The sequence below is a fragment of the Pseudomonas sp. H1_D04 genome, from assembly GCF_054683855.1.
Genome location: NZ_CP162826.1, coordinates 4,698,994 through 4,720,135, shown reverse-complemented (window position 1 = coordinate 4,720,135; position 21,142 = coordinate 4,698,994). Strand labels below are relative to the sequence as shown.

22 protein-coding genes are annotated in these 21,142 nt (G+C 61.4%); 12 read left to right on the top strand and 10 right to left on the bottom strand.

Annotation, left to right across the window (positions count from 1 at the left end; translation table 11 throughout):
- Positions 1 to 35 precede the first annotated feature (35 nt).
- Positions 36 to 539: a signal peptidase II gene (gene lspA, locus AB4N82_RS21940; RefSeq protein ID WP_122764138.1), complete on the top strand. Its 504-nt coding sequence runs from the start codon at positions 36 to 38 to the stop codon at positions 537 to 539.
- Positions 540 to 544: 5 nt separating this feature from the next.
- Here the strand turns inward: lspA and AB4N82_RS21935 are convergent, their stop codons facing one another.
- The 3 genes from AB4N82_RS21935 to AB4N82_RS21925 form a co-directional block, all read right to left on the bottom strand.
- Positions 545 to 865 carry a hypothetical protein gene (locus AB4N82_RS21935; RefSeq protein ID WP_233896829.1) on the bottom strand — a complete coding sequence of 107 codons (321 nt, stop codon included), beginning with the start codon at positions 863 to 865 and terminating at the stop codon, positions 545 to 547.
- 119 nt (positions 866 to 984) lie between these two features.
- Entirely contained in the window at positions 985 to 1,893 is a 909-nt protein-coding gene (gene glsB, locus AB4N82_RS21930; protein ID WP_032889526.1) for a glutaminase B, read from the bottom strand.
- 55 nt (positions 1,894 to 1,948) lie between these two features.
- A complete protein-coding gene (locus tag AB4N82_RS21925; protein ID WP_122764137.1) occupies positions 1,949 to 2,293 on the bottom strand; it encodes a hypothetical protein in 345 nt (114 codons plus the stop codon).
- A gap of 90 nt (positions 2,294 to 2,383) precedes the next feature.
- Between AB4N82_RS21925 and AB4N82_RS21920 the strand changes: the two genes are divergently transcribed.
- A complete protein-coding gene (locus AB4N82_RS21920) occupies positions 2,384 to 2,719 on the top strand; it encodes a hypothetical protein (protein WP_032889532.1) in 336 nt (111 codons plus the stop codon).
- Positions 2,720 to 2,927: 208 nt separating this feature from the next.
- Positions 2,928 to 3,872: an aliphatic sulfonate ABC transporter substrate-binding protein gene (locus AB4N82_RS21915; protein ID WP_095184478.1), complete on the top strand. Its 945-nt coding sequence runs from the start codon at positions 2,928 to 2,930 to the stop codon at positions 3,870 to 3,872.
- Positions 3,873 to 4,224: 352 nt separating this feature from the next.
- On the opposite strand, the gene AB4N82_RS21910 is transcribed toward AB4N82_RS21915, so the two are convergent.
- From AB4N82_RS21910 to AB4N82_RS21900, 3 genes are read right to left on the bottom strand one after another with little or no spacing between them, the layout of a single operon-like run.
- The gene (locus tag AB4N82_RS21910) at positions 4,225 to 5,700 is read right to left on the bottom strand and encodes an FGGY family carbohydrate kinase (RefSeq protein WP_122764136.1); all 1,476 of its coding nucleotides are present in this window, start codon (positions 5,698 to 5,700) and stop codon (positions 4,225 to 4,227) included.
- Between the two features lie 5 nt (positions 5,701 to 5,705).
- Positions 5,706 to 6,638, bottom strand: coding sequence for a transketolase family protein (locus tag AB4N82_RS21905; RefSeq protein ID WP_122764135.1), 933 nt, complete (start codon positions 6,636 to 6,638; stop codon positions 5,706 to 5,708).
- Complete coding sequence (locus AB4N82_RS21900) at positions 6,628 to 7,464, bottom strand: transketolase (protein WP_460102984.1); 837 nt, start codon at positions 7,462 to 7,464, stop codon at positions 6,628 to 6,630. The genes AB4N82_RS21905 and AB4N82_RS21900 overlap by 11 nt, the downstream gene beginning before the upstream one ends.
- Positions 7,465 to 7,826: 362 nt before the next feature.
- Between AB4N82_RS21900 and AB4N82_RS21895 the strand changes: the two genes are divergently transcribed.
- The 7 genes from AB4N82_RS21895 to tal all read left to right on the top strand — a co-directional run bounded on the left by AB4N82_RS21895 (position 7,827) and on the right by tal (position 15,020).
- On the top strand, positions 7,827 to 8,834 hold the full coding sequence (locus tag AB4N82_RS21895) for an ABC transporter permease (RefSeq protein ID WP_050442857.1): 1,008 nt from the start codon (positions 7,827 to 7,829) through the stop codon (positions 8,832 to 8,834).
- Between the two features lie 50 nt (positions 8,835 to 8,884).
- Positions 8,885 to 9,817, top strand: coding sequence for a sugar ABC transporter substrate-binding protein (locus tag AB4N82_RS21890; RefSeq protein WP_032889545.1), 933 nt, complete (start codon positions 8,885 to 8,887; stop codon positions 9,815 to 9,817).
- 15 nt (positions 9,818 to 9,832) lie between these two features.
- Positions 9,833 to 11,341, top strand: coding sequence for a sugar ABC transporter ATP-binding protein (locus AB4N82_RS21885; protein ID WP_122764134.1), 1,509 nt, complete (start codon positions 9,833 to 9,835; stop codon positions 11,339 to 11,341).
- A gap of 140 nt (positions 11,342 to 11,481) precedes the next feature.
- Positions 11,482 to 12,261 carry an SDR family oxidoreductase gene (locus AB4N82_RS21880; RefSeq protein WP_256226794.1) on the top strand — a complete coding sequence of 260 codons (780 nt, stop codon included), beginning with the start codon at positions 11,482 to 11,484 and terminating at the stop codon, positions 12,259 to 12,261.
- 11 nt (positions 12,262 to 12,272) lie between these two features.
- Positions 12,273 to 13,073, top strand: a complete 801-nt coding sequence (locus tag AB4N82_RS21875) for an SDR family oxidoreductase (protein ID WP_122681258.1) — start codon at positions 12,273 to 12,275, stop codon at positions 13,071 to 13,073.
- Positions 13,074 to 13,118: 45 nt separating this feature from the next.
- Complete coding sequence (locus AB4N82_RS21870) at positions 13,119 to 14,072, top strand: sugar-binding transcriptional regulator (RefSeq protein ID WP_032889554.1); 954 nt, start codon at positions 13,119 to 13,121, stop codon at positions 14,070 to 14,072.
- Between the two features lie 24 nt (positions 14,073 to 14,096).
- On the top strand, positions 14,097 to 15,020 hold the full coding sequence (tal, locus tag AB4N82_RS21865) for a transaldolase (RefSeq protein ID WP_122764133.1): 924 nt from the start codon (positions 14,097 to 14,099) through the stop codon (positions 15,018 to 15,020).
- A gap of 39 nt (positions 15,021 to 15,059) precedes the next feature.
- Here the strand turns inward: tal and AB4N82_RS21860 are convergent, their stop codons facing one another.
- The 3 genes from AB4N82_RS21860 to AB4N82_RS21850 all read right to left on the bottom strand — a co-directional run bounded on the left by AB4N82_RS21860 (position 15,060) and on the right by AB4N82_RS21850 (position 17,806).
- The gene (locus AB4N82_RS21860; protein ID WP_032889558.1) at positions 15,060 to 16,244 is read right to left on the bottom strand and encodes a sugar transporter; all 1,185 of its coding nucleotides are present in this window, start codon (positions 16,242 to 16,244) and stop codon (positions 15,060 to 15,062) included.
- Positions 16,245 to 16,367: 123 nt separating this feature from the next.
- Positions 16,368 to 16,730: a type 1 fimbrial protein gene (locus AB4N82_RS21855; RefSeq protein ID WP_122764132.1), complete on the bottom strand. Its 363-nt coding sequence runs from the start codon at positions 16,728 to 16,730 to the stop codon at positions 16,368 to 16,370.
- 77 nt (positions 16,731 to 16,807) lie between these two features.
- Positions 16,808 to 17,806 (bottom strand): bile acid:sodium symporter family protein, encoded by a 999-nt coding sequence (locus tag AB4N82_RS21850; protein ID WP_099602696.1) that lies wholly within the window; start codon positions 17,804 to 17,806, stop codon positions 16,808 to 16,810.
- Between the two features lie 85 nt (positions 17,807 to 17,891).
- Here AB4N82_RS21850 and AB4N82_RS21845 point away from each other — a divergent pair, with 85 nt between their 5' ends.
- Together AB4N82_RS21845 and AB4N82_RS21840 are read left to right on the top strand one after the other, a co-directional pair.
- The gene (locus AB4N82_RS21845) at positions 17,892 to 18,680 is read left to right on the top strand and encodes an AraC family transcriptional regulator (RefSeq protein ID WP_122764131.1); all 789 of its coding nucleotides are present in this window, start codon (positions 17,892 to 17,894) and stop codon (positions 18,678 to 18,680) included.
- Positions 18,681 to 19,646: 966 nt separating this feature from the next.
- A complete protein-coding gene (locus AB4N82_RS21840) occupies positions 19,647 to 20,078 on the top strand; it encodes a hypothetical protein (RefSeq protein WP_095184467.1) in 432 nt (143 codons plus the stop codon).
- 113 nt (positions 20,079 to 20,191) lie between these two features.
- Here the strand turns inward: AB4N82_RS21840 and AB4N82_RS21835 are convergent, their stop codons facing one another.
- Positions 20,192 to 21,136, bottom strand: a complete 945-nt coding sequence (locus AB4N82_RS21835) for a methyltransferase (protein WP_122765455.1) — start codon at positions 21,134 to 21,136, stop codon at positions 20,192 to 20,194.
- Positions 21,137 to 21,142 lie beyond the last annotated feature (6 nt).

Here is a 21,142-nt window from a genome sequence, read left to right as displayed (position 1 = left end):
GCCTTATCGACCGCCCTGAAACAGGAAGTTACCGCTTGAGCACGTCGCCCCTATTGCGAGGCCGCAGCTTCGCCCTCCTCGCCGGCATCATCTTCATTGCTATGGACCAGCTTGTGAAACTCTGGGCCCTGGTTTCACTGCAGGCCAACAGCTTCAAAATCGGCTCAAACCCGATCAACTTTGCGTTGGAGCTAAGCCTCAACCCTGGCGCATTCCTGAGCCTGGGCGCCGCTTTGCCACCACAGGTCAAACAACTGATCTTTATCGTCGGCGTAGCCGTTGTGGTGGCCTGGGCGATGGGGTGGTCCCTCTCCAACTGGAACCAGCCGCTGCGTAAAGTCTTGCCGCTGTACGCCATCGCCTTGGGTGGCATCGCCAACCTGATCGACCGGGTGTTTCGCGACGGCCATGTGGTTGACTACATGGTCCTGAACGTCGGGCCAGCGCATACCGGGGTATTCAATATTGCGGATATCGCAATTACTGTCGGCGCGCTGTACCTGCTGATCGACCTATTCGTGAAGCCACGTAAAGCCTAGGCGTATCAGTATTTCTCCCCCTCATCGCCTCGAATTTCAGCGGCGAGGGCCAGGGCGATCGCCTTGGCTTTCACGATGCTCTCATCGCTGTATACAAACGAAATTTGGCCACGGCGATAATCGAAATAGTAATCCTGCTGCGTGGTGGGAGAGGTCCAGTACGCCGTTTGGTTACCGCTGATGGAGATCGTCGCTCCTGTCGTGGGATTAACGGCAGTCACTTCGTCCTGCAACAGGAGGGACGGGTCACCGGCACACACGTCACGCCATTCTTCAGGCGTTATTGCATTGCTTTCGACACGGGCGATATGGAGTTCATAGGCCATACAGACATCCATCTGAGAAAAGGGAAAATTCCTGGGCTGCGGCGGCAGCGTAGCATTGGATGACGCCCCTCCAGCGGCATGACATCCAGATCATCGTTCCCACGCGCGTGGGAACGCTCTCAAAACACCGACCACCCAATCCGCTCACTCAACAACTCCAACGCCTTGATCCCCGCCAGTGAGTTCCCCGCCGCGTTCAACTCCGGCGACCACACGCACACGGTAAATTGCCCCGGCACCACCGCGACAATGCCGCCGCCGACCCCGCTCTTGCCCGGCAAGCCCACGCGATAAGCAAAATTCCCCGCCTCGTCATACAGCCCACTGGTGGCCATGATCGAGTTGACTTGCTTGGTCTGGCGCGCCGTGAGGATCTGTTCGCCGCTGTGGGCACTCGTGCCCTCGTTGGCGAGGAAGCTGAACGCCTTGGCCAAGTCCAGGCAGCTCATCTGTAAGGCGCAGTAGTTGAAGTAGCTATGCAGCACCGCATCCACGTCATTGTGGAAGTTGCCGAAGGATTTCATCAGGTAGGCCATGGCCGCGTTGCGCGCGCCGTGCTGGGCTTCGGAGTCGGCGACGACGCTGTTGACCAGGATCTGCGGGTTGCCCGACAGGCGCCGTACGAAGTCGCGCATCGACAGAATGGGCACGGCAAAGCGTGATTGGTTGATGTCGCAGATCACCAGCGCACCGGCATTGATGAAGGGGTTACGCGGGCGACCGCGTTCGAACTCCAGTTGCACCAACGAGTTGAACGGTTGCCCCGACGGCTCGTGGCCCAAGCGTTCCCAGATGGATTCGCCGCCATGGTCGATGGCCTGCACCAGGCTGAACACCTTGGAAATGCTCTGCACCGAGAACAGCGTATCGGCATCTCCGGCGCGGTAGGCCGAACCGTCGTTGCCATACACGGCGATGCCCAGTTGGTTGGCCGGTACATCGGCCAGCGCGGGAATGTAGTCGGCGACTTTGCCGAGGCCGATCAGTGGGCGCACTTCGTCGAGGATCGACTCCAGCAGCGCCTGCATGTCTTGTCCTGTCATCTGTCTTTGAATCAGTGGAAAGCGGGGTGCGGAGGATACTTCAATGGGCGCGGAAGCCCCACACAATCTCCACAACCCGCTCGGCCACCACCAGATAAACCAGGATCAGTAACAGCTGCAATGCCAGGTGATAACGCAACTGGGCCAGCCGGCGAATGCCATCGCTGACGTTCAACAGCATCAACACCGTGGACAGGATGATCAGCCCCCAGCCCGCCACGTTTGACGCGAACATGCCAATAAAGAGTTCACGTTGCCCGAGCAGCGTATTGGTGCCCGCCGCGAACAGCAGCGCGCACACCAGCAGGTTTTTAACATTGTCGAAGATCTGAGTGCTCAGGTCATTTTCCAGCAGGGCCACATACCGCTTCCATAACGTGTGCATGAGTCATTACCGGGTGGGGATCGCTCGTCAATCAAAGTAGTCCATATGCCCGTACACTGCACCGCTGCGCTCACTTCACGAGGACTTTGCATGAAATTAATGATTGGCCTGGCCGCTTTACTGCTGGTATCGGCATGCACCACGACCCCGCCCGCTCAGGACGCTGCAGCGTCCACCTGCCTGGCAGGCGGCGGCACCATGAAGCAAGTCGGCAAGCTGCAAAGCTGGAAGTGCATCACGCCATATAAGGACGCAGGCAAGGCGTGCACCGACTCCAGTCAGTGTGAAGGCGAGTGCCAGACCAGTGTTACCACCCAGTCCGGCAACGGCCCGGTGACCGGCGCGTGCCAGGTAGATAACGGCCACTTCGGCTGCTCGGCGACGGTAGAGAAAGGCAAGCTGGGCCGGGCGATCTGCGTGGACTGAGCCACACCACCGACCCCATTCGGCGCGCGGCGGCAGCGAAACGGAGGTGTATTACTTGATGATCGAAGCCGCGCACCCGCCCATGGCCCAGCTGTTCCAGCGGGCAGGAAGCGGCTGAAAGCATCCTAAGCTCAGATCGAAAGAGTATTTATCGAATGGTTTTTAGATCATTAAGCTCAGGGCTATTTCGTTGAAGATCGAGCCCACCATGTCCCTTCGTCGTCCCCTCGCCGCTGTATTAGGATTGCTGGCCTTTTCCGTTGCCTTTGGTGCGCAAGCCCAGGAAACCGTGCGCATCGGCTACCAGAAATCCTCCACGCTGATCACCCTGCTGAAGACCCAAGGCACCCTTGAGAAAGCCCTCAAGGCTGACAACATCGCCGTGAGCTGGCACGAATTCCCCAGCGGCCTGCCGCTGCTGGAGGCGCTGAACGTCGGCAACGTCGACATCAGCGCCGACGTGGCCGACACCGTGCCGATCTTCGCCCAGGCGGCCCAGGCCAAACTCACCTACTTCGCCCAGGAAGCGCCCTCGCCTTCGGCCCAGGCCATCGTGGTGCGTAAGGACTCGCCGATCCAACAGTTGGCGGACTTGAAGGGCAAGAAAATCGCGGTGACCAAGGCTGCCGGCACTCACTATTTGTTGATCGCAGCCCTAAATAAAGCTGGCCTGGCGTTCTCGGATATCGAACCGGCTTACCTGTCGCCAGCCGATGGCCGCGCGGCGTTCGAGAACAACAAAGTCGACGCCTGGGTCACCTGGGAACCCTTCCTCACCAGCGTGCAGCGCCAACTGCCGACCCGCACCCTGGCCGATGGCGCAGGACTCGCCAGTTACAAGCGCTATTACCTGACCGGCACGCCCTACGCCAAGGCGCACCCAGAAGTGTTGAAGGTGGTGTATGGGGAATTGGAAAAAACCGGCAAGTGGGTGAAAGCCCATCCGCAAGAAGCGGCGAAAGTGCTCGGCCCGCTGTGGGGCAACCTGGACGTGGCCACGGTGGAAGCGGCGAACGCGCACCGCAGTTATCAGGTGCAGCCGGTGACGGTGGATCAGTTGGGTGAGCAGCAGAAGATTGCCGATGCGTTCTTCAAGGCGGGGTTATTGCCCAAGGCCGTGGATGCCAAGGATGTGCAGACCTGGAGGCCTTGAAGGCTGGTGTGATCTAAATGTGGGAGGGGCGGTGCGACGATTCGACTTGCCCCCGATAACCATGGGTATCTAAACAACTTTTCAGACGCTGACAAATATCCCTGTGGCGAGCGGGCTTGTCCCGCGTTGGGCTGCAAAGCAGCCCCAGTCAAGAAGAATGCGGTGTATCAGACACTCTGTTGAGGCTGGTTTTGGGGCTGCTACGCAGCCCAACGCGGGACAAGCCCGCTCGCCACAACAGCCCTATCTGCCGGACGTTCAGTGTTGAGTCAACGTTATGTAGATCCCTATGCTCATCGGCGGCAAGTCGAATCGTCGCACCGCCCCTCCCACAGTGGGTTTGCATATGCCGTTAGAGGAGTGTTCGGGCTAAAGCCTTTTTCCACTCTGCATAACGCCCTGCCATTGCGGGGTCTTCCTGCGGCTCAAACCGCTCGCGCTGGCGCTCCAACTGCCCCAGCGCCGTATCACTCACCCACACGCCCAACGCCCGTCCCGCCAGGTGCGCTGCGCCCAGCGCCGACACCTCCGGCGACAGGCTGCGCACCACCGGGCGTTGCAGCAGGTTGGCAAGGAACTGCATCAGCCAGCGATTGCGCGTGGCGCCGCCGTCCACCCACAGCTCCTTCAAAGGACTGCCGATGTCTTGTTGCATCGCCTCAAACACATCGCGAATCTGATAGCCGATGGATTCCAGCGAGGCGCGCAGGATGTGCGCGCCGGACGTGGCTTCGGTCAACCCGCAGATCAGCCCACGGGCGTCGGCCTTCCAGTGCGGTGCGCCGAGGCCCGACAGCGCCGGGACAAAATACACACCGCCGTTATCCGGCAGTTGCGCAGCCTGTTCGGTCAAGGCATCCAGGGATTCGCCAGCCACCAGGCGCGACGCCCACTGCACGGCAGCGCCGGTATGGACGATATTGCCCTCCATGCCGAAGGTGGGTTGGCTGCCGTCATGCCAGGCCAATGTGGTGGACAAGCCATGGGTGGACGCAATCGGGCCGCTCATGGGCGTCATCAAGGACGAACCGGTGCCGAGGGTGGCCTTGACCAGACCCGGCGCAAAACCGCCCTGCCCGTACAGCGCGGCATGGGAGTCGCCAATCATCGACATCACCGGGATACCGGCGGGCAAGCCGCCCACGGCGACGGTTTCGGCGAAGAACCCGGCGCTCGGCTGGATCGGCGCCAAGGCCGCAGCAGGAATGCCGAACAGCGCCAAAAGTTCAGGATCCCAGGCGCAGGAGTGCAGGTTGAACAACTGAGTGCGTGCGGCGTTGGAATAGTCAGTGGCGAACACCTGACCGCCGCTGAGTTGCCACAACAGCCAGCTGTCGACCGTGCCCAGGCAAATATCACCCGCAGCGGCGCGGGCGTGACCATTGTCCAGGTTGTCGAGAATCCAGCGAAATTTGCCCGCCGAGAACATCGGGTCCAACGCCAGCCCGGTCTTTTCCAGGATCAGCGCTTCATGACCCTGCGCATGCAGTTGCGTGCATAACGCCGTAGAGCGTCGGCACTGCCAACTGATGCACGGCGACAATGGCTCACCGGTATGCCTATCCCAAGCCACCACCGATTCGCGCTGGTTGCTGATCGCGAGCGCAGTGATCGGCCGATCTAGCTGGGCCAGGCACTCTTCAATCGCAGCCAACGTGTTTTGCCAGATCAGCAGCGGGTCCTGCTCGGAAAACCCGGCCTGGGGATGGCTGATGCTCAAGGGCCGCGAACCGCGCGCGATCACCTGGCCCAGTTCGTTGACCAGCACCGCCTTGGCGTTGCTGGTGCCTTCATCTATCGCAAGGATCAGCGGGGTGTTGTTATTCATTGATTTCACCGCAACCGAGTGGCAGCCGCCACGATCCCAGCCGCGTCGATGTTATGCAAGGCGCGGGTCGGTTCGCGGGCGCCGGCGGCGGCGTATTCGCCATCGCCGATACCCAGGCGGATCAATGGAATGCCCAGCCCGGCTTCAGCCAGCACTTCAGCGACCAGGCTGCCGACGCCGCCGTTAACGTTGTGTTCTTCCACGCTGATGACGGCGCGGGTGCCGCTCAAGGCGCTGAGCAACACATCACGCTGCAAGGGCCGGATCGACGACAGGTTGATCACCTGCGCCTGGATGCCCTGCTCCGCCAGCAAGGCCGCCGCATCCACCGCTTCATGCACCACCGAGCCCAGGGCCACGATGCTAACGTCCGCGCCCTGGCGCAGGATATCTACCTGGCCGGGTTTGAATTGGTAGTCGGCACCGTGAACATCCGGCAAGGCTTTACCATCGAGACGGATATACACCGGGCCGTGGTAACGCAGCGCGTAATCGACGATCTGCCGGCACTCGACGGCATCCGCCGGGGCAAAAATCTGCACATTGCCGAAGCCGCGCATCACAGAAATATCGTCAAGGCTGTGGTGGGTGCTGGCCAACGGGCCATAGCTGGTACCGGCGTTCAGACCGAACATTTTCACATTGGCCTGGTTGTAGCAGACGTCCACCTTGATCTGCTCATTGGCGCGAGAGATTAGAAACGGCGCCGCATTGCAGGTGGCTGCAATCTTGCCGCCCAGCGCCAGCCCCGCCGCGACGCTGACCAAGGACTGCTCGGCAATCCCGACATTGATCAACCGCTCTGGAAAGCGCTGCACAAACGGACCGATCTTGGCCGTCGACGTGGAATCGCTGACCACTGGCACAACGTCCAACCCGGCGTCGACTGCATCAATAAAGGCCTGCACCATGACACTCGCCAAATGTTCACTCGCCATGGTTCAACTCCTCCAGTGCTGCATTGATTTCATCGCCCTTGGGCACGCGGTGGTGCCATTCAGGGCGGGCTTCGATAAACGACACGCCCTTGCCTTTGATGGTGTGGGCGATCAGCACCTGGGGCGCGCCGGTTTGGGTCTGCATGGTTTCCAGGGTTTCGATCAACTGGCCCACGTCGTTGCCATCGCATTGGCTGACGGTGAAGCCGAAGGCGGCCCATTTCACGTCCAGTGGGTCGAGCGGCATGATCTCGGCGGTCAGGCCGGCCAGTTGCAGTTTGTTCTTGTCGACGATCACAAACAGGTTATCCAACCCGTACTTGGCTGCCGCCATGGCGGCTTCCCAGTTGGAGCCTTCGGCCAGTTCGCCGTCGCCGGTCAGCACGTAGATGCGTTTTTTGCTGCCGGACATCTTTGCCGCCAATGCCAGCCCCACTGCCACTGGCAAGCCGTGGCCAAGGGCGCCGGTGTTGAGTTCGATGCCGGGGGTTTTCTGGCGTACCGGATGGCCGGGCAAATGGGAATTGAAGTGCTGGTAAGTGGGCAACCATTCAGTAGGGATATAGCCCGCCTGTGCCAGGCAGCAATACAAACCACCCACGCCATGGCCCTTGCTCTGGATATAGATATCGCGATCAGGGTCTTCAGTGCGTTCCGGGCCGGTATTGAGGATGCGGAAGTACAGAGTGGCGAGGATGTCGGTTTCCGACAGGTCCGCTCCGGTGTGACCGCCCGCCGGTGAATCGGCGTTGAGGTGGATCACATGGCGGCGGATCAGGCGGGCCTGTTCCTTGATCTGGTGGGCGTCGTACTGGAAGGCATTCATGCAGCGGCTCCTGTGGGGCTGACCACGTGAGGTGAAAGTGTCCAAAGCTGTGTTTGAATATTTATTCAGCAGTGACAATATATTTCTATTTAGACGCTGATCGTCCGCGCGGTCAAGTGAGCGATCCACGGAAAAACGAAATAAATAGAAGAAACATCCCTCGGACAAACGGGCAAAATCCCACACGGGCTGGTCTATCCCGTGGCTTTGGCCGTGGTGAAAGCGCCGGTTTAGAGGCATACCTGAAAAATTAAGCGCTTGACTTTGCCACGGTGTCACTGGAATCTGAATTAACAGTCAGGCACGCATAAATATTCAAGCGACCTGAAAGCACTCCAAAAAAAATAAATCAGGAGAACACTGTGGACGCCAAAGCTATTGTCCAGCACCCGGCCGAACTCAAGCCGCCACCCCGCCCACGTATTGTGAAACTGCTGCCCAGCAACATCGGCGGCCCGTTGATCGGGCTGGTGCTGCTGGTGCTGGTCTTCTCCTTCAGTTCCGAATTCTTCTTCTCCTTGCGCAATGGCCTGAACATCCTCGATCAGGTCACGGTGCTGGGCATCCTGGCGATCGGCATGACAGCGGTGATCGTCATCGGCGGCATCGACCTGTCGGTAGGCTCGGTGCTGGCCTTCTCGATGATGATGCTCGGCTGGCTCTACCAGGATCAGGCAGTGCCGCTGGGCTTCGCGATTCCGATCTCGATTGCCACCGGGATGCTCGCCGGGCTGGTGTCCGGCGCGTTGATCACCTACGCCAAGCTGCCGCCCTTTATTGCCACACTGACCATGATGTCGGTGGCCCGTGGCCTGGCGAATATCCTCACCGAAGGCCGGCAGATCGTCGGATACCCGGAGTGGTTCACCAGCCTGGCCACGGTGCGGCACTTCGGCTTTCTCTCGGCAACCGTCGGGCTGTTTCTGGTGATGCTGCTGGTGGCGTGGGTGTTCCTGCGCTTTCGTGCCGGCGGCCGCAACCTCTACGCCATGGGCGGCAGCCCTGAAGTGGCGCGCCTTTCCGGCATCAAGGTGCGTGCGATTACCTTGTGGGTGTACGCCATCAGCGGCGCGCTGGCCGGCATCGCCGCCGTGACCCTGGCGGCGCGCCTCGACTCTTCCCAACCCAGTGCCGGCCTCAGCCTGGAACTGGACGCTATTGCCGCCGTGGTGATTGGCGGGGCCAGCCTCAGCGGCGGCGTCGGCAGCATCGGCGGCACCCTGGTGGGTGTGCTGATCATTGGCGTGTTGCGCAATGGCCTCAACCTGCTGGGCGTTTCCCCGTTTATTCAACAAGTGGTGATCGGCGTGGTCATCGCCCTCGCCGTAACCATCGACACCCTGCGACGCCGTTCCAGTACTGCCCGTTAAACCTGTTCGACAGTTGACACCCTCCAACAATAAAACCAGGAGTCACCGACATGTTCAGCCCCAAGAAACTGCTTATCGCCACTGCTCTGGCGGCCGCGACCCTTACCGCTGCCGGCACCACCTGGGCCAAGGACCTGACCATCGGCCTGGCCGTGGCCAACCTGCAGGCCGACTTCTTCAACCAGATCAAGCAATCGGTGGAAGCCGAGGGCAAGGCCAAGGGGATCAAGGTGATCACCGTGGACGCCCAAGGCAACTCCTCGACCCAGGTCAGCCAGATTGAAGACCTGATCACCCGCCAGATCGACGTGCTGATCTACATCCCCGCCGGTGCTACCGCCGCCGGTGTGCCCGTCAAAGCCGCCAAGGCCGCGGGCATCCCGGTGATCGCCGTGGACCGCAACGCCCCCGACGCACCAGGCGACACCTTTATCGCCAGCGACAGCGTGGCCGGCGCCAAGACCCTGGCCGAGTACGTGGGCAAGATCACCGACGGCAAAGGCCGCATTGCGATCCTGCAAGGCCAACTCGGCACCACGCCGGAGAATGATCGCGCCAAGGGTTTCGAGGAGGGTCTGAAAGCCTTCCCGGACCTCAAGGTCGTGGCCCAGCAACCCGCCGAATGGGCTCAGGACAAAGGCTTCGCCGTGGCCCAGGACCTGCTCCAGCGTGATCCGAATATCACCGTATTCTTTGGCCGCGCCGATGCGATGGCCCTGGGCGCTGCCCAAGCGGTGAAGGTCGGCAACCTGGATCACAAGGTCGTGGTCGTCGGTTTTGACGGCGACGTCGCCGGGCTCAAGGCCGTCGAAAGCGGCGTGCTCAATGCCACCATGACTCAGCAGACCCAGAAAATGGGGCGCCTGGCCGTGGCCTCGGCGATTGATCTCAAAGCCGGCAAGGCCGTGCCCAAGGAGCAACTGCTGCCCACCGTGCTGACCACCAAAGAAAACGTCGCGCCGTTCCTGCAACAGCACCCGTAAGCCTTGGAGGTCGTCATGCAAGCAGCAGCTCTGGATAGCAGCGCCGATACGGTGCTGTGCCTGCGCAATATCAGCAAGGCCTACGGCCCGGTGCAGGTGTTGTCCCAGGTCAATGTGGATATTCGCCGCGGTGAAGTGCTGGCCCTGCTCGGTGAAAACGGTGCCGGTAAGTCGACCTTGTCGTCGATCATCGCAGGCCTCGTGCAACCCGAAGCTGGCGGCAGCATGACCTGGCTCGGCGCTCCGTATGCACCCGCCTCGCCGGGTGCGGCACTGGGCGCAGGTATCGGCCTGATCCACCAGGAAATCCGTCTGCTGCCGCAACTGTCGATCGCCGAGAACATCTTCGTCGGTCGCCTGCCCATGCGTTACGGGCGGGTCGATCGCGACTACATCGAGGCCCAGGCGCAGATCCAACTGGAACGCCTGGGGCTCAACGTGCCGGCGTCGCGCAAGGTCGAAGGCCTGAGTGTGGCGGCCCAGCAATTGGTGGAAATCGCCAAGGCGCTGACCTTGAAGGCCAGCTTGCTGATTCTCGATGAACCCACAGCAGCGCTGGGCGCTGAAGAAACCGAGTTGCTGTTCAAGCAGGTGGAACGGCTGAAAGCAGAAGGCGTGTCGTTTATCTATATCAGCCATCGCCTGGAAGAAATCGCGCGCATCGCCGACCGCGTGCTGGTGCTGCGCGACGGTCGTCAGATCGCCCTGCATGCCACCGCGCAAGTGCCGGTGCGCGAGCTGGTGGAGCAGATGGTCGGGCGCAGCCTGGAGCGGATTTTCCCCGCGCTGCAGGCGCCGCAGGAGCAGGTGATGTTGCAGGTCAAAGACCTGACCTGCCGCGAATTCGCCTTGCATGGCATCGACTTCAGCGTGCGTGCCGGCGAAGTGTTCGGCATTGCCGGCGTGGTCGGCGCCGGGCGTACGGAGCTGGTGCGCACCATTGCCGGTGCGGCCCAGGACATCAAGGGCCAGATGGTGCTGGACGGTGAAGTGCGCCAGCTGCGCACCCCGTTTGAAGCGATTCAGGCCGGTGTAGTGCTGGTACCTGAAGACCGCAAGCAGCAAGGCGTAGTCGTGGAACATCGCATCGAAGACAACCTGGTCTACGGCAACACCGACCTGCTGGACAAACGCGGTTGGGTGCTCCCTGCCCCGCTGCGTGAATTCGCCCGAACGGCGGTGGCGCGGCTCGGCGTGAAAGGTTCGCCGCAGTCGCGGATTTCCAGTTTGTCCGGCGGCAACCAGCAGAAGGTGATCATCGCCAAGTGGCTGGCACGCAACCCCAAGGTGTTCATTCTGGATGAGCCAACACGCGGCATCGACGTGGGTGCACGGGCGGCGATCTATGAAGTGATCGCGGATTTGGCCGCCAAGGGCATGGCGGTGATCGTGGTCAGTTCCGACCTGGATGAAGTGCTGGGCTTGTCCCATCGGGTGATGGTGATGAGCCGAGGCCGGCAGATGGGGATTCTGGAGCGTGGCGAGGCCACACCGGTGTCGGTGATGGAAATGGCCACCGCCTAGGAACCAGGTCCTCACAAACAATGGCGATCAAATGTGGGAGGGGGCTTGCCCCCGATGAGGAGTGTCAGTAGATGCATCTGTCACTGAACCACTGCTATCGGGAGCAAGCCCCCTCCCACACGGGTCCACTGTGATTTCAAATAACGGAGTTATCCATGCAGCTTTTCAGTCTTCAGGGCCAAGTGGCCTTTGTCACCGGCGCCGGCAGCGGCATCGGCCAAGCCATCGCTGTCGGGCTGGCCGAAGCCGGCGCAGATGTTGCCTGCTTTGATCTTCCGGGCAGCCCCGGTATTGCCAGCACGGTCGAGCGCATCCAGGCGCTGGGCCGGCGCGCCTTGGCGTTGAGCGGTACCGTCACCGAGCGCGCCGCCCTGGATGCAGCCGTCGCGCAAACCGAACAAGAACTCGGCCCACTCAGCGTCGCCGTCAACTGCGCCGGCATCGCCAACGCCCAGGCCGCCGAAGACCTCGAACTGCAACGCTGGCAAACCACACTGGACATCAACCTCACCGGCATCTTCCTCAGCTGCCAAGCCCAGGCCGCCGTGATGTTGCCGCGTGGCAAAGGTGCCATCGTCAATATCGCCTCCATGTCCGGCAGCATCGTCAACCGTGGCCTGTTGCAGGCGCACTACAACACCTCCAAGGCTGGGGTGATTCATCTGAGCAAAAGCCTGGCGATGGAATGGGCCGACAAGGGCCTGCGCGTCAACTGCATCAGCCCCGGCTACACCGCCACGCCGATGAACTCGCGCCCGGAAGTCGCCGACCAGGTGAAGATCTTTGAACAGACCACGCCCATGGGCCGTATGGCCAGCGTGGAAGAAATGGTCGGCCCGGCGATTTTCCTGGTCAGCCAGGCGTCATCTTTCTGCACCGGTGTCGACCTGTTGGTCGATGGCGGCTTTGTGTGCTGGTAAGGAGTCTTGTGATGTCGCAACGTTTCAGCGGTAAAACCATCGTGATCACCGGCGCCTGCCGTGGCATTGGTGCCGGCATTGCCGAGCGCTTCGCCCAGGAAGGCGCCAACCTGGTGCTGGCCTCCAATGACCTGGAGCGCGTGACCTTCACCGCCGACCAACTGGCCCAGGAATACGGCGTGAGCGCCCTCGCCCTCGGCATCGACGTCACCAACGAAAGCGATATCGAGAAGCTCTACCGCGAAGGCCACGCCCGCTTCGGCAGCATCGACGTGTCGGTGCAGAACGCCGGCATCATCACCATCGACCACTACGACAAAATGCCCCGCGCTGATTTCGACAAGGTGCTACAGGTCAACACCACCGGCGTGTGGCTGGGGTGCAGGGAAGCGGCCAAGTACATGGTCAAGCAAGGCAGCGGGCGGTTGATCAATACCTCGTCCGGCCAAGGTCGCCAGGGGTTTATCTACACACCGCACTACGCCGCCAGCAAAATGGGCGTGATCGGCATCACCCAAAGCCTGTCCCTGGAACTGGCGCCGCATAACATCACGGTCAACGCGTTTTGCCCCGGCATCATCGAAAGCGAGATGTGGGACTACAACGACCGCGTGTGGGGCGAGATCCTCAGCACCGACGAAAAACGCTACGGCAAGGGTGAATTGATGGCCGAGTGGGTCAAGAACATCCCCCTGCGCCGTGCCGGCAAGCCCTCGGATGTGGCGGGTCTGGTGGCGTTCCTGGCCTCGGATGACGCGGCCTACCTGACCGGCCAGGCGATCAATATCGACGGCGGCCTGATCATGTCGTAAGGGTTTGGTATCCTCACGGCCATTGTGTCAATAACTGAGGCTTTCATGAGCCAGATCGAAGAACAGCGCCTGATCACCAAGATCGCGAGCCTCTATTACGAAGAAGGGCTCAAGCAGTCCGAAATCTCCACGCAGCTGGACCTGTCCCAGTCCTTTATCAGCCGCGCCCTGCGCCGGGCGCTGCAGGAAGGCGTAGTGAAGATCAGCGTGATGCGCCTGCAAGGCCTGCACCTGGAACTGGAAACCCAATTGCAACGTCGCTACGGCGTGCGCCGGGTGATCGTGGTGGAAGCCACCGAGCCCGGCAATGACGAAAGCATCAAGCAAGCCATCGGCTCGGCCGCTGCGCACTACCTGGAAACCAGCCTGTCGCCCCAGGACCATATCGGCATTTCATCGTGGAGCAGCACCATTCGCGCCATGGTCGGCCACCTGCATGCTCAGTCGGGCAAGCAAGGCGCCGAGGAAGTGGTGCAACTGCTCGGTGGCGTCGGCAACAAAGGCGCGTTCGAAGCCACCCTGCTGACCCAACGCCTGGCCACCCTGCTCAACTGCCCGGCGTATTTGCTGCCGTCCCAAAGCATCGAGCAATCGGTGCAGAGCAAGCAGCGCATCGTGCAGATGGAAGAGGTCAAGGAAGTGCTGCAACGCTTTGACAGCATCACCCTGGCGATCGTCGGTATCGGCGACCTGGAGCCCTCGCAATTGCTGCGCAACAGCGGCAACTACTACACCGAAGACATGCTGCGCCTGCTGGCCGAGCGCGGTGCGGTGGGCGATATCTGCCTGCGCTACTTCGATGCCCAGGGCAAGCCGGTATTGGAAGAAGATGAAGAATTCGTGGTGTCGGTGGCACTGCCCAAGCTGCGCTCAATCCACCGCGTGCTCGGCCTGGCCGGCGGGCTGAACAAGGTCCAGGCAATACGCGGCGCGCTCAAGGGCGGCTACCTGGACATCCTGATCACCGACCTGGATACCGCACAGGCCCTCAACCAATAACCTATTTTTTGGAGACAGCCGCTCATGACGTCCAAGCTCGAACAACTCAAGCAATTCACCACCGTGGTCTGCGACACCGGCGACCTGGAAGCCATCAGCCGCCTGCGCCCTGTCGACGCCACCACTAACCCGTCGCTGCTGCTCAAAGCCGCTGCGATCCCGGAATACGCCGAATTGCTGCGCAATGCGGTGTCGTCATCCAAAGGCGATGTAGGCCTGGCGTGTGACCGCTTCGCGGTGTCGGTGGGCTGCGGCATTCTCAAGGTGATTCCGGGGCGCATCTCCACCGAAGTCGACGCGCGCCTGTCCTTCGATGAAGACGCGCTGTGGGCCAAGGCCAACCAATTGATCGGCCTGTACGACCAGGCCGGCGTCGGCCGCGACCGCGTGCTGATCAAACTGGCCTCCACCTGGGAAGGCATCCGCACCGCCGAACGCCTGGAAAAATCCGGCATCCAGACCAACCTCACCCTGCTGTTCTCCTTCGCCCAGGCTCAGGCCTGCGCCGACGCTGGCGTGTTCCTGATCTCGCCGTTCGTGGGCCGCATCTACGACTGGTACCGCAAGAGCACAGGCCTGGACTACACCGGGGCTGAAGACCCAGGCGTGCAGTCGGTGACGCGCATCTACAACTACTACAAAGCCAACGCCATCCCGACCGTGGTGATGGGCGCCAGCTTCCGTACCCTCAGCCAGATCGAACAACTGGCCGGCTGTGATCGCCTGACCATCAGCCCGGACTTGCTGCAAAAGCTTGCCGAAGACAACGGGCCGCTGGAGCGCAAGCTGCAACCTGGGGCGGCCGGTGAAGCGCGCCAACCGTTGACCGAAGCGCAGTTCCGCTGGGCGTCGAATGAAGATGCAATGGCCACCGAAAAACTGGCCGAAGGCATTCGCCAGTTTGCGCGGGATCAGGAGAAGTTGGAGGCGCTGTTGGCTGGGCTGTAACGCCGTCAACCTGTAGGAGCGAGCTGGCTCGCTCCTGCATCAGCTTTGTGCCACACCCGTGCCGAACCTGCGAATCGCCAGGCAATACCCGATCAACGCCACCGCCGCCAGCATCCCCCCCGCCACGCCAATCCAGGCGAAACCGAAGTGACTGCCGACCCAACTGCCCATCAGGGCGCCGCCGCCAATGCCGATGTTGTAGATGCCGGAGAACATCGCCATGGCTACGTCAGTGGCGTCCGGCGCCAGTACCAGCACTTTGGATTGCATGGCCAGGCCGAAGCCCATGATCGCCATGCCCCAGAAAATGCTCAGGATCACCAGGTACGACTCGGCGCCGCTCAAGGGCAGCATCAGCGTGAGGCACGCGGCCAGGATAAACACCGCGCCGACGACAAACAGGTGCGGGTTGAAGCGGTGCACCAGGCTGAACAGCAACGAGCCGATGATGCCCGCGCCGCCGAAGACCAGCAGGATCAGGGTCACGGCGCTGCCATCCATCCCGGCCACGCCTTCGACGAAGGGTTCGATGTAGCTGTAGGCGGTGAACTGCGCGGTCACCGTGAGCGCAGTGAGCACGTAAAGCGCCACCAGCGCCGGGCGCTTGAACAGCAGCGGCAGGCTGCGCAGTGAGCCGGAGTTCTGGCTCGGCAACGGCGGCAACGTGCGCGCCAGCCAGAACACGAGAGCGGCAGCGAAAGCGCCGATCACCAGGAAGGTAGTGCGCCAGCCCATGGCCTCGCCGAGCAGACGCCCCAGAGGAATCCCCAACACCATCGCCAACGACGTACCGGTGGCCAGCAAACCGAGGGCTTGCACCTGTTTGCCCTCCGGCGCCAGGCGCACCGCGAGGGACGCGGTGATCGACCAGAACAACGCATGGGACAAGGCAATGCCGATCCGGCTGACCATCAACAAGCCAAAACTGTTGGCCACGCTGGAAAGGATATGGCTGAGGATAAACATGCCGAACAGCACGATCAGCAATTTGCGCCGCTCGACGTTACGGGTCAGCAGCATCACCGGCAGTGAGGTCAGGGACACGATCCAGGCGTAGATGGTGAGCATCAGGCCGACGCTGGACACGGGCATGTCGAAGCTGGCACCAATGGCGCTCAGCAGGCCGACCGGTACGAATTCGGTGGTATTGAACACAAACGCGGCCAGCGCAAGGGCGATGACCGGTTGCCAGTTGGCTTGGGGGGTTGCGGCTGAAATGCTCATTGAAAGGCGAGGTACTCTGGCGATGATCAAACGGCCACCCAGGACAAGCGCCGCCGCTTGGCATTCTATAGGTTTCTCGGCTGGCTGTTGACGCCGATACCCCTCAAGACACCCTCAGTTTTGTCACGGTGTGGTCACAGTGACGACGTACTTGCCCGACACAATCGGCTGGCCGGCGCTGTCTACCAGCACATACCGCTGATCGTGATCACGCCCAAGGCCGCTGTCTGCAACAGGCGATAGCCGGGGAACGGCGACACCCGCCACCGGCATCAAACTGCGCACGTCGAAGCGATTGGCGCGACCGGAAGCGACACAGCCCTTGCCTTCCGTCACCAGCCCACTGCGCGCATTTGTCGCACACCCTGGCTCGACGATGCTGCCACTGAACGCGATGGTGCCCTGCCCCACGGACTGCGCCGCGCCGCATATACTTGCCCATAGGCCGAGGAGGCCTGCGATTACCGAAATACCTTTACTGCTCATGCCGACACTCCTTCTTGGGCCAGTAAGCAGTAAGTCGCCGGGCTGAGCAGTAACTTGAGGTTATTCGTCGGTTTGAATCAAGGATCTACCTGCGCCATCAACTCCGGAACGCTTTCAGGACGCTTGGCATACCGCTGCGCTAACGCCGCGCAGACCATCAACTGGATCTGGTGAAACAGCATCAACGGCAAAATCAACACCCCCATGCTCGCCCCGGCAAACAGCACTTGTGCCATGGGTACGCCGGTGGCCAGGCTCTTCTTCGAACCGCAGAACAAAATGGTGATCCGGTCTTCCTGATTGAAGCCAAACGCTTTGCCCAGCACGCTCGACGCCACCAGCACCAAGGCCAGCAACACGCAGCAGGCCACCACCAGACCGCCCAGTTCCCACAGTGGGATCTGATGCCAGATGCCTTCGTTGACCGCTTCGCTGAATGCGCCGTAGACCACCAGCAGGATCGAGCCTTGGTCGACGAATTTGAGCCAGGCCTTATTGCGGCCCACCCACTCGCCGATCCAGCGCCGCGCGATTTGCCCGGCGATAAAAGGCAGCAGCAGTTGCACGCTGATTTTCAGGATGGCATCGACCGTGGAGCTGCCTTCGCCGTGCACGTTGAGCAATAACGTCACCAGCAGCGGCGTAAGGAAGATACCGAACAGGCTCGACGCCGCCGCGCTGCAAATCGCCGCCGGGATATTGCCCCGCGCCAGCGAAGTGAAGGCAATCGCCGATTGCACGGTGGCCGGCAAGGCGCAGAGGTAAAGCATGCCCATGTACAGGTCTTTGCCGATCAGCGGCGACAGCACCGGCTTGAGCGCCAGGCCCAACAAGGGGAACAGCACGAAGGTCAGGCTGAACACCAGCAAGTGCAGGCGCCAGTGGCCGGCCCCGGCAACGATGGCCTGGCGCGACAGCTTGGCGCCGTGCAGGAAGAACAGCAGCGCGATGGCCAGGTTGGTAACCCAACCGAAGGCTACGGCGGTCTGGCCGCTGGCGGGCAGCAAGGAAGCGAGGATCACCGTGGCGATCAGGGTCAGGGTGAAGTTGTCGGGCAGAAAACGAGGGCGTGTCATAAGCGGATCTTCCAGGGGTTGCCAAGAGCGTCACCGCGACTCTAACGTAACGGCTTGTTACCGACTAACGCCAATGAGCCAGTAAATGCAGCCTAAAGGACATGACAAAACGGTGCGCCGCAGCATCCCCGGGCTGTCCAGCCTGCCACGGCCGGTGTACGGGCGCACCGAATCCTTGCCCAATCGCGCGTTGACCCGGCGCCACAGTCACCCGTGGGTGCAATTGTCTTACGCGATTTCAGGCGTGCTGGAGATCCAGACCAGCGCCGGCCGCTTTGTCGCGCCGCCGCAGCGGGCGGTGTGGATCCCGGCGGGCATGCCGCACCGAGTGTTCAGCTCGCCCCACACCGAAATGCGCAGCCTGTACCTCGATTGCAGCGTGACCGCCTGGGCCTCGGAGTGTTGCCACGTGCTGGAGGTGAGCAGCCTGTTGCGCGAATTGATCCGCAGCTTCAGCGAGCTGCCGGTGGAATATGCCGAGGACGGTCCCGAGGGGCGCCTGGCCCAAGTGGTACTCGACCAACTCGCCGCCGCGCCCCAGGTGGACTTGATGCTGCCACTGCCCCTCGACCCACGTTTACGACAGATCTACCGCAGCTTGAACCTGCGCCCGGAGCAACAGACCACACTGGGGCAATGGAGCGAAAAACTGGGGCTTAGCGAAAAGACGCTCAGCCGCTTGTTTTTGAAGGATACCGGCCTGACCTTCCGCGCCTGGCGCCAGCGCCTACGCCTGCTGAGCGCCCTGCCCGCCCTGGAGCAAGGCGAGCGCGTGACGGATGTGGCGCTGGGGTGTGGGTATGAGTCGACGTCGGCGTTTATCAATGCGTTTCGCCAGCAGTTTGATGCGACGCCGGGGGAGTTCTTTCGGTGACGCCTCAGGCACTGAAGGTCGAATGTGGGCGGGGGCGATTCACACAATCAAAAGCGCAGATCAACAGACCGCTGACTTCGTCAGTGAAAAGGATGTAAAAGCCAGAGCAAAAGCAGAGCAAAAGCAGAGCAAAAGCAGAGCAAAAGCAGAGCAAAAGCAGAACTGCAGGCTAGGACCTATCTGTCTGATCTATGGAGATCAAACTGTGGGAGGGGGCTTGCTCCCGATAGCAGTGGGTCAGTCACAGCTGCATCAACTGACACACCCTCATCGGGAGCAAGCCCCCTCCCACATTTGGACGGAGTTGGAGCTGAGAACCCGGTCGGCTCTAAGGCCGCCGCGGCCTTGCTTTTGATCTGAAATCGCCCCGTCAACCACGATGGCCGGAATTCGACATTGATTTGGGGGGTAAACCGGCAGGGATGCCGGTTTACCCCCCGAGCCATGGACGGCGCGTGGCGGCGGCCCCCCAAATCAATGTCGGATTACGGGCACACCGAGCCTAGGCGAGGTGCCGAGTGGTGGGGCGAAGGCCTTTTGGTTACTTTTGGCTGGGCTGGCATTCCGGCCTTTACAAAAAAGACCTGCTGTAAGAGCAGAACCCTAGGCGGCCGTTACCGCAGCAACGGATATGTACTCAGCCAGCAAAAGTGGGGATTTTCTGTTAGAACCCAGCGTCTGGTTTTGGGGCTGCTGCGCAGCCCAACGCGGGGCAAGCCCGCTCACCACAGGGTCATGTGTCAGCCTATAGGAGTTATGTGAGGCTCAGGGAGTTGTGTCAGCCTCTGGGAGTTGTGTAGAGCCCCATACTCATCGGGTCCCCTCCTCCCCGCAAGTTTCAGTGATCAACCCACGTAGCATGCCAGGCACCAGCCCGCTCTGCGTGGAAATGCTGTTCCACACTTCGCACGGCTGCTATTGTGCCGCGCTTTGAAAAACGGCCACCGACCCGCGAGGAAATGCACGTTGAACACTGACGAAAAAATGACTGGGGACCTGTTCGAGGTGGATAAGCGTCTGTCACTCAAGCCCGTGGTGGACTTCAACGCCTACCTGCGCAGCGCCTTCGGTGACGGCCCGTGCACCTGCATCCGCTGCAGTGCCAGCGGTGGCGATGAAAGCGGCTATGAGTTCCAGCACACTTTCAACTTCGACAGTAAACCGACGCAACGCCGCTTTGCCTCCACAGCGGGCAGTGATGTGCTGATGGCGCTGAAGAAGGCATGGTTGTCGTACTCCAAGGCCGAGTTGCCGCTCAGTGGCGTGTTGGCACTGGATACGGTCAAGGAATTTGTCGAGCCACAGCTGCACAAGCGCGTGGCACCGTTGTTCCTTGCCAGCGGATTGGTCAAGGAGGTCGACGGCGAGCTCCATCTGCAACCGCAAGCGGCAGCCTGACCTTTCAGCTCGGGCCGGCAGCTGATCAGCAGTCACCCCGACGCTGGGCCAGAAGACGGTCCACCATCTGCCGCAGACAGGCGTGCGTGTCGGCGACACTGCCTTGGGCGGCGTCAGAACAAGCGCGTAACGGTGAGCGCGACCACGGCGATACGCTCCACGCGCTCATACCCCGGTTTGTCGAGTTCTTCGCCGAACACATCCGGGTCAAGTTCGCGATAGGTCCAGCCCACTGCATCGCTGCCCAATAAAGGCATGACCGCCTTCAGGAACGGGTCTTCCCCGGCGACGATCGCCACCCCGGTGTACAGCACCAGACTGCCGCCCAAGGCCAGGCGTGGGAGGGACTCGCCGACAATACGCACCGACAGTTCCTCACCCAGCGCCCCGCCGCCATGCCGATAGGCGCGTTCGCGGTCGTCGTTCATATAGGGTGGGTTGGCGACGATCAAATCGAACTCGCCTTGGACGCTGCCCAGCACATCACTGTGGTACGCGCTGAGGTTGACCAGCCCCGCCAACTCGGCATTCACCGCCGTGAGGCGCAAGGCGCGCGGATTGATATCCACCGCCAGCACTTCAGCGTCAGGCCGCGCGCGGGCGATCATCAGCGCGCCCACACCTGCGCCGCAGCCGATATCCACCACGCGCTTAATCGGCTCGAAACGCTGCTGCAGATGAGCCTCGATCAGTTGCGCGAAACGGTAACTGTCCGGCCCGAAAAACACCGCATCCGCCTGTGTGGTGGGATACGCCGAATGGGCGAACAACAGATCACTCAGGCTCGACCACCGCACCGTGCTGCGCCACAGCGAATCGTGCTGCTCGACTACATCGGCTTGCTGCAATTCTTCGCGAAAGGCATCAGGTAACAGCCCGTGATCAAACGGCATGGACCAGCCGAACACGTCACGCAGGTCCACCGCCAGCGGCGTCCCCAGACGCTGGTAAAACCGTTCATGGGTCAACGGCGTCGGCGTGATGAAACGGTAGCCGTTTTCCTTCAAGCCCCGGCCCAGGTTCAGCAGGGCGCGATCAGCGAGTTGTTGCGCAGACATGGGTGA